General features: G+C 41.1%; 10 protein-coding genes. 6 read left to right on the top strand and 4 right to left on the bottom strand.

Going from position 1 to position 13302, the window contains the following annotated elements:
• Nucleotides 1–135: 135 nt before the first annotated feature.
• From ACZ5L8_RS14800 to odhB, 4 genes are all read left to right on the top strand, one after another.
• On the top strand, nucleotides 136–1110 hold the full coding sequence (locus ACZ5L8_RS14800; RefSeq protein ID WP_464438434.1) for a polyprenyl synthetase family protein: 975 nt from the start codon (nucleotides 136–138) through the stop codon (nucleotides 1108–1110).
• A complete protein-coding gene (locus ACZ5L8_RS14805) occupies nucleotides 1111–1461 on the top strand; it encodes a hypothetical protein (protein WP_464438435.1) in 351 nt (116 codons plus the stop codon).
• A gap of 106 nt (nucleotides 1462–1567) precedes the next feature.
• A complete protein-coding gene (locus tag ACZ5L8_RS14810) occupies nucleotides 1568–4330 on the top strand; it encodes a 2-oxoglutarate dehydrogenase E1 component (protein ID WP_464438436.1) in 2763 nt (920 codons plus the stop codon).
• A 32-nt stretch (nucleotides 4331–4362) separates the two neighbouring features.
• Complete coding sequence (gene odhB, locus ACZ5L8_RS14815; protein WP_464438437.1) at nucleotides 4363–5598, top strand: 2-oxoglutarate dehydrogenase complex dihydrolipoyllysine-residue succinyltransferase; 1236 nt, start codon at nucleotides 4363–4365, stop codon at nucleotides 5596–5598.
• A gap of 118 nt (nucleotides 5599–5716) precedes the next feature.
• Here odhB and ACZ5L8_RS14820 read toward each other — a convergent pair whose 3' ends face one another.
• Nucleotides 5717–6025, bottom strand: coding sequence for a hypothetical protein (locus tag ACZ5L8_RS14820; RefSeq protein ID WP_464438438.1), 309 nt, complete (start codon nucleotides 6023–6025; stop codon nucleotides 5717–5719).
• Nucleotides 6026–6226: 201 nt separating this feature from the next.
• On the opposite strand from ACZ5L8_RS14820, the gene polA reads away from it, so the two are divergent.
• Together polA and ACZ5L8_RS14830 are read left to right on the top strand one after the other, a co-directional pair.
• Complete coding sequence (polA, locus tag ACZ5L8_RS14825) at nucleotides 6227–9079, top strand: DNA polymerase I (RefSeq protein WP_464438439.1); 2853 nt, start codon at nucleotides 6227–6229, stop codon at nucleotides 9077–9079.
• Nucleotides 9080–9081: 2 nt separating this feature from the next.
• On the top strand, nucleotides 9082–9792 hold the full coding sequence (locus ACZ5L8_RS14830; protein WP_464438440.1) for an aspartyl/asparaginyl beta-hydroxylase domain-containing protein: 711 nt from the start codon (nucleotides 9082–9084) through the stop codon (nucleotides 9790–9792).
• Here ACZ5L8_RS14830 and ACZ5L8_RS14835 read toward each other — a convergent pair.
• The 3 genes from ACZ5L8_RS14835 to ACZ5L8_RS14845 form a co-directional block, all read right to left on the bottom strand.
• Complete coding sequence (locus ACZ5L8_RS14835) at nucleotides 9789–10289, bottom strand: hypothetical protein (RefSeq protein WP_464438441.1); 501 nt, start codon at nucleotides 10287–10289, stop codon at nucleotides 9789–9791. The genes ACZ5L8_RS14830 and ACZ5L8_RS14835 overlap by 4 nt on opposite strands.
• Nucleotides 10290–10351: 62 nt before the next feature.
• A complete protein-coding gene (locus ACZ5L8_RS14840; protein WP_464438443.1) occupies nucleotides 10352–10477 on the bottom strand; it encodes a hypothetical protein in 126 nt (41 codons plus the stop codon).
• Between the two features lie 70 nt (nucleotides 10478–10547).
• A complete protein-coding gene (locus ACZ5L8_RS14845; RefSeq protein ID WP_464438444.1) occupies nucleotides 10548–13295 on the bottom strand; it encodes a T9SS type A sorting domain-containing protein in 2748 nt (915 codons plus the stop codon).
• Nucleotides 13296–13302: the final 7 nt, after the last annotated feature.

Here is a 13302-nt window from a genome sequence, read left to right on the forward strand (position 1 = left end):
TTAGCTTGCTCCACATTATATAAGACGAATGAAAAGCGGTTTTACTTTAAAATTTTTAAACTTTTTTTGAAAGAAAGTTTAGCCTCCTTTTTTCAATGTGCTTAAAGGCCTATTTTTGAAGCAAAATTTTCCTTAATGCTCACCATACCGGAATACACCGAAGCATTCTTACAATATCTTAAAAATAAATCTGTAAATAGAGAGCCGGCAACGCTTTATGATCCAATAAATTATATACTGGATCTGGGTGGTAAACGCTTGCGTCCCGTGCTTACGTTAATGAGTGCAGAGATTTTTGGCGAAAGCCATAAAACAGCGCTTGATGCAGCACTTGCTGTTGAGGTATTTCATAACTTCTCGCTTGTTCACGATGACATTATGGATGATGCGCCACTGCGTCGCGGTAAAGAGACCGTGCATGTAAAGTGGGATGTGAACACTGGGATCTTGAGTGGTGATGCGATGCTGATCATTGCCTACCAATTGTTTGAGAATTATGATGCTGAGGTCTTTAGAGAATTGGCAAAATTGTTTTCTAAAACCGCACTAGAAGTTTGTGAAGGGCAGCAGTATGATATGGATTTTGAATCTCGTGATGATGTCACTTTGCCAGAGTATCTTAAAATGATAGAATTTAAGACTGCGGTTCTTGTGGGTGCGGCGTTACAAATGGGAGCAATCGTGGCTCAAGCTTCTGATGCGAGTAAGCAGAGTATTTATGAGTTTGGTAAAAATCTAGGGATCGCCTTCCAATTACAGGATGATTATCTGGATGCCTTTGGTGACCCTAAAACCTTCGGGAAACAAGTGGGCGGTGATATTATAGAGAATAAAAAGACTTTCTTGTATCTCGTTGCACACGAAAATCTTCCTGATGCAGAGGCTTTGCAACTAGAGCACCTTTTTAGTATAAGTCCGCAGGATTCTACACAAAAGATAGAGAGTGTAAAACAACATTATGTTTCTTCTGGTGCGACTGATGCTATTAAGGAAGAGATCAAGAATTATACTGAGAAAGCATTTGCTGTTCTAGATAAGATAGAAGTGAGTGATGACAAGAAAATGTTGCTGAGGAAATTTGGCGAAAGCCTTATGAACAGAAAAGTGTAAATGGCAGATCTGCAGAAAAGCGCTGAAATTCTACAAGAAGCGGTAAAAACTGCAAAATACACCCTGCTGGTACGGCAACTTAATAAAGATCTCAATAGAGCCGGTTTACAAGAGAATTATCCTGAAGATATTACGCCAGCTTCACTTGAGCGCAGCTTTAGAGCATTTTTATATGATCTAATTGTGAGTGATATGGCAGTTTATCTCAACCTGCTGTATGCGATAGATGTTTCTGAGCGGGCGATTAAAGCGCTGCCAGCTAACACGGTAGATGATCTTGCGACACAGGTTACTTCGTTGATTTTAACGCGAGAGTTGAAAAAAGTAAAATTTAGAGACGCATCATTTTAGCATAACCGTTAAGGCCTTGTTAATCATAGCTAGAAAAAGTTGAATTGTTCAAAGCTATGACCTGCAAATATTGTATTTTTGCCCAATTATTGCGTTAAAAATTCAGATGGATAGATTTTCGTTCCTAAATGCAGCACACACAGATTATTTTGCTGACCTGTACGAACAATACCTTGAGCATCCAGACAGTGTAGAGCCCAGTTGGAGGGCTTTTTTTCAGGGTTTTGATTTCGGGCAACAGGAGAGTGATTATGATGGAGAGATAACGACGCAGCCACAGGCTGGTCAAAATGTTGAAATTCCTGCGAATCTTCAAAAGGAATTTCAGGTTGTAAAACTCATAGACGGTTACCGCACCCGCGGCCACCTTTTTACTAAAACAAACCCGGTAAGGGAGCGTAGGCAGTACGTGCCTACATTAGATATAGAGAATTTTGGCTTAAGCCAAAGTGATCTAGACACAAATTTCTCTGCAGGAGAGATCTTAGGCATAGGCCCATCTAGCTTACGCGAAATTATCTCGCACCTGCAAAAGATCTATTGTGAGTCTATTGGTGTTGAGTATATGTACATCCGTAAACCTGAAGAAATTCAGTGGATACAGAACAAGCTCAACGTTAATGACAATCACCCTAAGTTTTCTTCAGACAGAAAAAAACACATTCTCAAAAAACTGAATGAAGCGGTTTCTTTTGAGACGTTCTTACATACAAAATATGTGGGGCAAAAGCGTTTTTCGCTAGAAGGTGGAGAAAGCTTTATCCCAGCGCTTGATGCTATTATTGAAGCTGCGGCAGATTTTGGTGTGAAGGAATTTGTGATGGGGATGGCTCACCGTGGTCGTTTAAATACACTGACTAATATTTTTGGTAAGAACGCTAAGGATATTTTTAGCGAGTTTGACGGTAAGGATTACGATCAGGAGGTTTTTGACGGTGACGTTAAATATCACTTGGGTTGGACCTCTAGCCGTACAACAGACAACGGTAAAGAAATTAACTTAAATATTGCACCAAACCCTTCTCATCTTGAGACGGTAGGAGCCGTGGTAGAAGGTATTGCACGTGCAAAACAAGATAAACACCATTTTGACAGTCCGGCAGATGTGTTGCCCATCGTAGTTCACGGTGATGCGGCGATCGCTGGTCAAGGCTTGGTGTACGAAATTGTGCAAATGGCACAGTTAGATGGTTACACTACAAAAGGTACCATTCATATTGTGATCAATAACCAGATAGGTTTTACTACAAATTATCTGGATGCACGTTCATCAACATATTGTACAGACGTAGGTAAAACCACGCTTTCTCCGGTATTGCATGTAAATGCAGACGATGTTGAAGCGGTAGTGCACGCAGCATTATTCGCATTAGACTTTAGAATGGAGTTTGGTCGTGATGTATTTATTGATCTTTTAGGTTACAGAAAATACGGTCATAATGAAGGTGATGAGCCGCGTTTTACTCAGCCTAAATTGTATAAGGCTATAGCCAAACATGATAACGCACGAGATATTTATGCAGCGAAGCTTAAGTCTGAAGGTGTTATTGATGACAACTTTGTATCTTCTTTAGAGGAGAAATACAAGGAAACCCTTGAGGAGAAATTAGAGATTTCTCGTAAGGAAGAAACTACAAGAATTACAGCTATCATGCAGGATGAGTGGGAAGGTTTCCACCCAGCTACTGAAGATAACATGATGGCAAAAATTGATACTTCTTATAATCTTGATGACCTTTCTGAAATTGCTGAGGTTATCACGCAGTTGCCTAAAGACAAGAAGTTCATGCGTAAGATCGCAAAACTTATTGATGCGAGAAAGACCATGTACTTTGAAGATAACAAGATCGATTGGGGTCTTGCTGAACTTCTAGCATACGGTTCGTTGCTTAAAGAAGGTTTTGATGTTCGTATGACTGGTCAAGATGTAGAGCGTGGTACGTTCTCTCACCGTCACGCGGTTACTAAGGTTGAAGAAAGCGAAGAAGAAATTGTCTTGCTCAATAACCTTAAAGGCGAGCAAGGGCATATGTATATTTTCAACTCTTTACTATCTGAGTATGGAGTTGTAGGTTTTGATTATGGTTATGCAATGGCGAGTCCAAACACACTTCCTATATGGGAAGCGCAGTTTGGTGATTTTAGCAACGGCGCACAGATCATGATAGACCAGTATATTTCTGCTGCAGAAGACAAGTGGAAATTACAAAATGGACTCGTAATGTTACTTCCTCACGGGTATGAAGGTCAAGGTGCAGAGCACTCTTCGGCGAGGATGGAGCGCTATTTACAGCTTTGTGCGGTAGACAATATGTATGTTGCAGATTGTACAACACCGGCTAACTTCTATCACTTACTTCGTCGCCAGATGAAAGGTGATTTTAGAAAACCGCTTATTGTGTTTACACCAAAAAGTTTACTGCGTCACCCTAAGGTGAATTCAACTAAAGAAGAGCTTGCTAATGGCAGCTTCCAGATGGTGATTGATGATGAATCAGTTGAAGTTGATAAGGTGAAAACAGTAGTTTTCGTTACGGGTAAATTCTATTATGATTTGCTGGATAAACGCGAAGACTTAGGTCGCACAGACGTAGCCTTGGTAAGAGTGGAGCAATTATTTCCGCTGCCAAAGCAAGAAATGCGAGCGGCGATCAAAAAATACAGTAATGCTGACGATATCGTGTGGGCACAAGAAGAACCACGCAACATGGGAGCATACGGGCACATGTTAATGCATTTGCCAGAGGCAAAAGATTTCCGTGTGTGCAGCCGTAAATTCTATGGTTCGCCGGCAGCAGGTAGTGCAGTGCGCTACAAACGCAGACATCAGCGTGTAATAGAAGATGTATTCCAAATTAAAGAAGACTAAGAAAGCAATTAAAATATCATAATAATTAGATTATGGCTTTAGAAATGAAAGTCCCATCTCCGGGAGAATCGATCACCGAAGTTGAAATAGCCCAATGGCTTGTTGAAGACGGTGATTATGTTGAGAAAGATCAGGCAATCGCTGAGGTAGATAGCGACAAAGCAACACTTGAACTTCCTGCTGAGGCAAGCGGTATTATTACGCTTAAAGCGGAAGAAGGAGACGCAGTAGCTGTAGGTGCTGTGGTTTGCTTAATTGATACCGATGCTGAAAAGCCAGGAGGCGGTGACGATAAAGCTGCAGAAAAAGAAGCAGATAAAAGTGATAAGGCTGAAGCTAAAACTGAAACTCCTTCTAAAGCTTCAACACCATCTCAAAAACAAGATACATACGCTACAGGAACTCCAAGTCCTGCAGCTAAAAAAGTACTTGATGAGAAGGGTATTGCTGCAAGCGCAGTACAAGGAACTGGCAAAGACGGTCGCATCACAAAAGAAGATGCGGTAAATGCTAAAGCTGCTATGGGAACTCCAGGAACAGGAAACCGTGGAGAGTCTAGAAGTAAATTAAGCATGCTACGTAGAAAAGTAGCAGAGCGTCTTGTTTCGGCTAAGAATGAAACAGCAATGTTGACCACTTTTAATGAGGTTGATATGAGCGCTGTTTTTGAACTGCGTAACAAGTACAAAGATGATTTTAAATCAAAACACGGTGTTGGGCTTGGCTTTATGTCATTCTTCACAAAAGCTGTTGTTCGTGCGTTAGAATTATATCCTGCGGTTAACTCAATGATTGATGGTAAGGAAATGATCACTTACGATTATCAGGATATTTCAATTGCCGTTTCTGGACCTAAAGGTCTTATGGTTCCTGTAATCCGCAATGCAGAGAATCTTAGTTTCCGTGGTGTGGAGAGCGAGGTAAAACGTCTTGCAATTCGTGCTAGAGAAGGTGAGATCACAGTAGATGAAATGACCGGAGGTACATTTACGATCACTAACGGTGGAGTTTTTGGTAGTATGCTTTCTACACCAATTATCAACCCTCCACAGAGCGCGATTCTTGGTATGCATAACATCGTAGAGCGTGCCATCGTTCGTGATGGAGCTATCGCAATTGCACCAGTAATGTACGTGGCGCTTTCTTACGACCACCGTATCATTGACGGTAAAGAATCTGTAGGTTTCCTAGTAGCGATCAAAGAAGCTATTGAAAATCCAGAAGAATTATTGATGGACAATAACGTGCTTAAAGCATTAGAGCTATAACAATTTCCGTGAAAACGGATTTATAATATCGCTTCCGCGAAAGCGACTCAAACACAAAAACCTGCTAAAAACTTAGCAGGTTTTTTATGTCTAATTGCGAGCGCATAGCAGAGCTATATCATCTTAGACCACTCAAAACCTCCTCAACAATCTCCCTTAATTCTTCCTTAAGTGAAGTAGTAGGAAAAGTTCTTCCCGCTTGGCGATACCAGTAACCGGCATTCCAGTCATCACCTTCATCGCGATGCAAATGCGCATGAATTAAACTTCCCATTGTATCATGAATATCTTGAGCGATATCATGTGAAGCTTCCCAGTTTCCTTTGGCTTGGTGCCAAAGAGATTTTAATGTCTCTGGCCAATCTACTGGCGGATTTTCTTGGGATAATGTTGCTTCAAATTCTGAGTATGTAGATGGTGTGGTCATGATTTACTTTACTATAAGTTTGTGGTTGTGGTCACCCTGAACTTGTTTCAGGGTCTCATCATTCTTGTGAGATGCTGAAACAAGTTCAGCATGACATTAAATACTTTATAAAAGTGCTATGGAAATTTAAGCATTGTTTATTGAGAAGCTAGTCCGTCGCGGTATTTCTTCTTATTTTTAAATCCTTTCAAAATTCAAAACATGTCTGCACCTAAAAGACTTTTTTTACTCGATGCTTACGCGCTTATTTTCCGTGGGTATTACGCACTTATAAAGAATCCACGTGTCAATAGCAAGGGGATGGATACCTCTGCAATAATGGGGTTTGTCAATTCACTTTTTGACGTGATCAAGCGTGAAAAGCCAGATCATCTTGCGGTTGCTTTTGATAAAGGTGGCAGTGCAGATCGTGTAGAAATGTATGAGGATTACAAAGCAAATCGTGATGAAACGCCAGAAGCGATTAGAGTTGCGGTGCCGTGGATCCAGAAGATCCTGAAAGCGATGCATGTGCCATGTGTTGAAATTGAAGGAATTGAAGCAGATGATTTGATCGGTACTCTGGCAAAGCAGGCAGAGAAAGAAGGTTACCAAGTTTTTATGGTAACGCCAGATAAGGATTATGCGCAACTTGTAAGTGAAAATATATTCATGTACCGCCCGGCAAGAATGGGTAACGGTATAGAGATCTGGGGAATCCCGGAGGTTCAGAAAAAGTTTGAAGTTGAGAATCCATTGCAGGTGATCGATTACCTCGGGATGATGGGTGATGCGAGTGATAATATTCCGGGATTGCCTGGTGTGGGAGATAAGACGGCAAAGAAGTTTATAAAGGAATACGGAAGCATGGAAGGTCTTCTTGAAAATACAGATAAGCTTAAAGGCAAAATGAAAGAAAAGGTCATTGAGAATGCTGATCTGGGCCGACTTTCAAAAAAGCTTGCTACTATCATGATCGACTGTGATGTGCAGTTTGACGCTGAGAAATATGAACTTTCTAAACCTGATGCTGAAAAGGTTCAGGAGATATTTGACGAACTGGAATTTCGTCGTATCAAGGATCAATTTATTAAGATCTTTAGTGGTGATCTAGATAGCGATACCGGCGCTGCTGTGAGCAATACTGAGACTGCTAAAAAACTGGTTTCTTCAGCTGAGAAAGCTGCTAAGGCTGGTGCTGGGCAGTACACCCTTTTTGGTGGAGAAGGTAACGGGATGGAGATCGAAGAGCTTAATCAGCGCAAGACCATTAAGGATACTGAGCATTTGTACCAACTCGTAAAACCGGGCATGACAATGAAGCTTTTCCTGCAGAATTTAATGAAGCAGGACTCGGTGTGTTTTGATACCGAAACCACCAGTCTTGATCCTATTGATGCAGAGCTGGTAGGTATTGCATTTTCATGGGAAAAAGGAAAAGGATTCTATGTGCCGTTTCCGGAGGATTTTGGCGAAAGCCAAAAACTCATCGACGAGTTAAAACCGTTTTTTGAGAACGAGAATATTGAGAAAATAGGGCAGAACCTTAAGTATGATATCAAGGTGCTTAAAAAGTATGATGTTGCGGTAAAAGGGAAACTTTTTGACACCATGCTTGCGCATTATCTAATCAATCCAGATATGCGTCATAACATGGATGTGCTGGCCGAAACGTATTTGAATTATACGCCGGTTTCTATCGAAGAATTGATAGGGAAAAAGGGCAAAAATCAAAAATCGATGCGTGATGTGCCGCTAGAGCAGCAAACGGAATATGCGGTGGAGGATGCTGACGTGACGTACCAATTAAAAGAGCATTTTGAGAAGGAGCTAGGTGAGGCGAATACGCAAAGCCTTTTTGATGATATTGAGGTGCCTTTGTTGCGTGTTTTGGCAGATATGGAGCTTGAAGGTATCAATCTAGATGAAGAATTTTTAAGTAGCCTTGCGGCAGAATTAAATGCAGATATTCTTTCGCTAGAGCGAAAAATTTATGACGAGGCAGGCGAGGAGTTTAACATTGGTTCGCCAAAGCAATTAGGTGAGATCTTGTTTGACAAAATGAAGCTCGTTGACAAGCCGAAGAAAACCAGAACTGGTCAATATAGTACGGCTGAGGATGTGCTTTCTTATCTCGCACCTAAGCACGATATTATTCAGCATGTGCTGGATTATCGCGGGTTGACCAAATTAAAAAGCACTTATGTAGATGCTTTGCCAGATCAAGTGAATTCTAAAACGGGACATGTGCATACTGATTATATGCAAACGGTGGCAGCCACAGGGCGTTTGAGTTCAAACAACCCAAACCTGCAGAATATTCCTATTCGCACAGAGCGTGGTCGTCAGGTTAGAAAAGCGTTTATTCCGCGCAGTGAAGATTACATCTTACTCGCTGCCGATTACTCACAGATAGAATTACGCATCATTGCTGCATTGAGCGAAGAAGAGAATATGATCAAAGCCTTTCAAGAAGGGCAGGATATTCACGCATCTACAGCGGCTAGAGTATTTAATGTGGACTTGGAAGAGGTGACTCGTGAGCAGCGTAGCAATGCGAAAACTGTGAACTTCGGAATTATTTATGGGGTTTCTGCTTTTGGGCTGAGTAATCAAACTGAGCTTTCGCGCGCTGAATCTAAAGAGCTGATCGACACGTATTACAAAACATATCCTAAGCTTAGAAACTATATGAGCGAGCAAGTAGATTTTGCACGTGATAATGGATATGTTTCTACCGTTTTAGGTCGTCGTCGTTATTTGAAGGATATCAACAGTGGTAATGCAGTTGTTAGAGGTGCTGCAGAGCGTAACGCCGTAAATGCACCAATACAAGGAAGTGCTGCGGATATCATTAAGATCGCGATGATCAATATTCACAAAAAACTGGAGACAGAAGATTTTAAGACCAAAATGCTACTACAAGTGCATGATGAATTGGTTTTTGATGTCTATAAACCAGAATTAGAGAAAGTCTCAAAAATGATACAAAGCGAAATGGAAAATGCTTACAAATTGACCGTGCCGCTTGATGTTGACCTTGGGACAGGTCAAAACTGGCTAGAAGCGCATTAATTATGAAAACGGCACACCAACTTCCATTGCTGTTTGACGCTGCAAAATTGCAGGAGGAATTAAATGGAGTTTTGGTAAATTGGACGAGCCATTTTAATACAGATTACTATTCTGGTGATTGGAGCGGGATCGTTTTGCGTGGGCCGATAGACACTTCTCATGGTTTGTCGGCTGGCAATGTAGCTTCAGGTGGTTTTGAAGATAAGCCTATTTATGGCGATCTGTCGTATACAAAAAAGGCTGTGGATGCTTTGCAATGTCCTAAACTTTCTGTGCGTTTTTTAAGGCTGCAGCCAAATTCTGAAATACGCGAACACAAGGACTTTGATATGGTTTTTTGGGATGGTTATGTGAGAATTCATATTCCTGTTTTCACTAATCCTGAAGTTGAGTTTATTGTAGACAATGCGCGTATTGATATGAAGGAAGGTGAGTGCTGGTTTGCAGATTTTAGTAAATCACATTCTGTAGTTAACAAAGGGAATTCGGCTCGTGTGCATCTTGTTATTGATTGCGAAGTGAACGATTGGCTCAAAGATCTTTTTCTTTCAGAAGGAATTATTCAGGCTAACGAAGTGCCAGAGACTCAGGAAGACCAAATGACACTTGCTCAAAAAAAGGAAATGATAGCGCAGTTGCTTTCGCATGACAATGCAAACTCTACAAAACTTGCTCAAGATCTTGCCCGGCAGTTTGGTGTTTCTTTAGACTAATCTCTTAGCCATTTTATCATATGCGGAAAGGGCTTTAAATCGGTTGTGTCTGTTGGGCCTTTGCACATTTCCATCCATTGCAACAGCGGTAATCCTATGTAATTTCCAGACTGAAAATTGTTGATATGCCAGTCTGCTTCACCTTTGTAGCCATCCTTGTGAAAGAGAATATTTAAGTCAATATCAAGGTATTTTGCTGCTGCATAACTCCAGCAGATAGCGCCTATTTCTAAGCCGTCGTTACCCAATTCTTCAATTTTATCTACGTCGCCACTTAACTTTATTCTATGTTTGGAGGGCATTAAAGCAATATGGCCGGCTTCGTGAAGTAAATCTCCGGGATAGATTTTTGTAGAATCAAAAAGTAATACACCGTTTTTAATGCAAATTCCCGGAAGGAAGGTGGCTTCATGAATTTTCGTTTCTTGAGTTTCAATACCAATGGAGTTTAAGAACTGCGTAATCTTCGATATTAGTTTGTCTTTAGGATCTATCAATGTTATAATTTAAAAAGCCTCACAATCAATTGTGAGGCTTTGAGTTTAAGGTTAAAAATACTCTATTTTTTGCTTTTGGCTTTAAGCCCAATAGCTGCGCCTGCAATTAACCCTACTGCGATGAGTCCGTCGATAGGTGCGTCATCTACAGTTGTTTCACCGCCAGGCAGGGTGAGTTGCGCTGCCATGGGTAACGTTATTAGACAAAACAGGAAAAAGGATAGTATTATTTTATGGTTGAATTTCATAGCGTAGATTTTATTCTTTGATGATTTTTTGAGTTTTGTGTAGTCCATCGCTGTCAATTTTTAAGAGGTAAACACCTTTAGTAAGCGAAGGGGTGATCTCTAATGATGCGCTGTTAAAATCATGCTTCTGCGCATAGATGGTCTGTCCTAGAATATTTGTGATCGTGATTGCGGCAGTTTTACCCTGTAATTGCGGTGCAGCGATCGTGATTGCATTTCCCTTCATTGGGTTAGGATAAACCTTAAAGCTGTTAATTTCAAATTCATTAAGACTTAGTGAGTTGCCAAATGAAATACTAAAGCGATCTTCTGCGCTGCTAGCCGGGTCTTCTGAAACTGAGAAATTAAAAACATTTTCTCCTGCATTAAGATCTATTATTTCACCGGTGAACGCATCGTTTAATTTTGGACTTAGATCCGTTAGTCCATTTACATTGAGTGTTAATGTATACTTGTCTGTAGAATAGTTGTTATTGAATAACTGTAGAATATCGCCATCATTTATACTCGCACGTCTTTCGATCGCAAGCATTTTATCTTGAGTTTTGATCGCCATGTTCTCTCCAAAATTATAAACCTTCTGCGCGTCGTTAAAATTCACTGCATTATCAAAAGAGCTACCTACAACTAAGCTGAACCGATCATGCATATTCTTATCAGCTTTATAATTTGCTTCTGTATAAAGGCTTCCCGTGATAGAATTGTATGTAGGTGTGCTGCTTCTAAAAACATCTACATTATTACCTGTTGCTTTATCATTTTCTTCAAAAACAATATCAGTAGATCCTAGTGCGGTAACCTGCGCTTGTGCTGCTTGTCCCGGTTGTAGATATTCATAATCTTTAGGTGAGGTTCCTGAAATTAGGTCAACCGTTACATAGGCTCCTTGACCACTTCCTGGGGCTAATGTTGGGTCAAAGACATAAAACTGACTAGCATTTACATCTGCATCTGTTGACGCATTCGCGAAAACTTCTCGTACATCAACCGTAGCTTGATAAGGATTCCCGAACATTACAAAATCACCACCGTTGTACACAGTAAAATTTTGTGTTTGATTTCCTGTAGCTAATGTGCCCGAAGCTCTTAAAGTGGTAGCGGAAGATGAAGTATTGTTAGTAAGATCAATGCTTCTATCTCCTCTCACAAATAGCAAGTATGCATCATTAGCATTAAGAGTTGAAATTGAAGTGTTACCCACAGCGGTAAATTCCTGCGTAGATTCATCTACGGTATACATTGAAGGTACATCTGTCTGAGTGTCATCAAAACCTAAAGTGGTATTCCCGCTTCCGCCTGTAATATGTGTTCCGTAGCCTGGGTTAGGGTTGGTATTACCACTTGCTGTTGTAGCGCCTTCCTGCCAGTTTGCGTTGATTGAATTTGATGTCGTTACTGCGCTAGAGACCATGCGATACGCTCGATGATTGCTGAAGTAACGCTCTACGGTAATATCACCTGTGATAGTTGGCGTATGAGAAAGCGTAGCCAACTCACCATCTGCGCTGGCATTGCTTTTAAAAGTAAAAGTGCCATTATTTGTAATATCACCACCTAGTGTTAGTACGGCTGAAATATTTAACCCCGCTCCCGAAGCAACAGTTATGTCATTGATGGAAATATCAGAACTGATCGTAGCTGTACCGTCAGAGACTACGATGTCATCATTAATAGTTGCGTCGCCTACAGGATTGTTAGGAGACCAAGCTCCTGATGAATATGTATATGTTGCGTAGTCAATATTAAAAGTTACAGATGCGGTGTTAGAGTCATCAGTGCCGTCATTAGATGTAAAGCTTATTGTTCCTGCATTGATTCCTGCAGTATTTGGAGTAAAGGTTGCGGCATCCAGAGCAGCATTGATATTAGCTAAGGTCCCGGTAGCGGTAAAAGCTGCTGTTCCGTTTCCGCTTCCGCCAAAACTAATTCCAGAGGTTCCTAGGGTTAATGTTCCGCCAGTTATTGTAAATGATACTGTCTGGTCGTCACCATCACTATCTACGATCTGAATGTCATCAGCAAGAGCGACATTAGTATCCTTTCTGTTAACTGTGGGTGCACTAGGAGCGGTAGCCACAGGGGCTGTATTTGTTGGAGCTAGGGTAAATAAGTCTGGGATATCATTCGGAAAGCTAAATGCCCCTAATGTCCAATTGGCAACATTGTTTATTGTAGATGAAGCATTTGAGGTGTTGCTAAATGTGGTCGTGCCGGTGTAATAACCTTCATCACAAAATTCTATAGCATTGGTTCCTACTGTTAATCCAGTTCCTGAAAGCGTATTGCCGGTAGGGCATCCTGCGAAGGTTAGAAAAGTGCCTGGGCTCGAGCGTGTCCCGGTAATCGCAAATAATTGATCTCCAACTGCTGTTGAAAATCCAGGGTCGTCTTCAGTAGCTACTCCTGTCGATGCGGTGATACCTGTGCTGTTATCATCTGCATCAGTGATGTCTATTACCACACCTGCATCAATAGTTGCTCCGGTATTGTTGGTCCAAAGGACTTCCCCTTCGCCTGTTGCAGAGCTGAAGGAACCTCCAGTCCACTCGTCATCTACAAATCTAATGGATGTGCCGTTAGGACAATCGTCTAATAGCACGAAGGAAAACCCATCATCATCATCATGATAACCAACAATTGCAATATCTCCTGCTGCATCAATTAAGCTATTATCATTTTGGGATAAAACGATCCCAGGGATGAGAAGCAGTATATATCGAACTGCCCACAACCTCGAAAGAGTAATTTTGTTTCGCATAGTATGT

It is taken from the genome of Leeuwenhoekiella obamensis, from assembly GCF_055391795.1.

Coding starts and splice junctions, on each gene's coding strand:
- ACZ5L8_RS14800 (WP_464438434.1), top strand. CDS start 136: ATGCTCACCATACCGGAATACACCGAAGCATTCTTACAATATCTTAAA.
- ACZ5L8_RS14805 (WP_464438435.1), top strand. CDS start 1,111: ATGGCAGATCTGCAGAAAAGCGCTGAAATTCTACAAGAAGCGGTAAAA.
- ACZ5L8_RS14810 (WP_464438436.1), top strand. CDS start 1,568: ATGGATAGATTTTCGTTCCTAAATGCAGCACACACAGATTATTTTGCT.
- odhB (WP_464438437.1), top strand. CDS start 4,363: ATGGCTTTAGAAATGAAAGTCCCATCTCCGGGAGAATCGATCACCGAA.
- ACZ5L8_RS14820 (WP_464438438.1), bottom strand. CDS start 6,025: ATGACCACACCATCTACATACTCAGAATTTGAAGCAACATTATCCCAA.
- polA (WP_464438439.1), top strand. CDS start 6,227: ATGTCTGCACCTAAAAGACTTTTTTTACTCGATGCTTACGCGCTTATT.
- ACZ5L8_RS14830 (WP_464438440.1), top strand. CDS start 9,082: ATGAAAACGGCACACCAACTTCCATTGCTGTTTGACGCTGCAAAATTG.
- ACZ5L8_RS14840 (WP_464438443.1), bottom strand. CDS start 10,477: ATGGCAGCGCAACTCACCCTGCCTGGCGGTGAAACAACTGTAGATGAC.
- ACZ5L8_RS14845 (WP_464438444.1), bottom strand. CDS start 13,295: ATGCGAAACAAAATTACTCTTTCGAGGTTGTGGGCAGTTCGATATATA.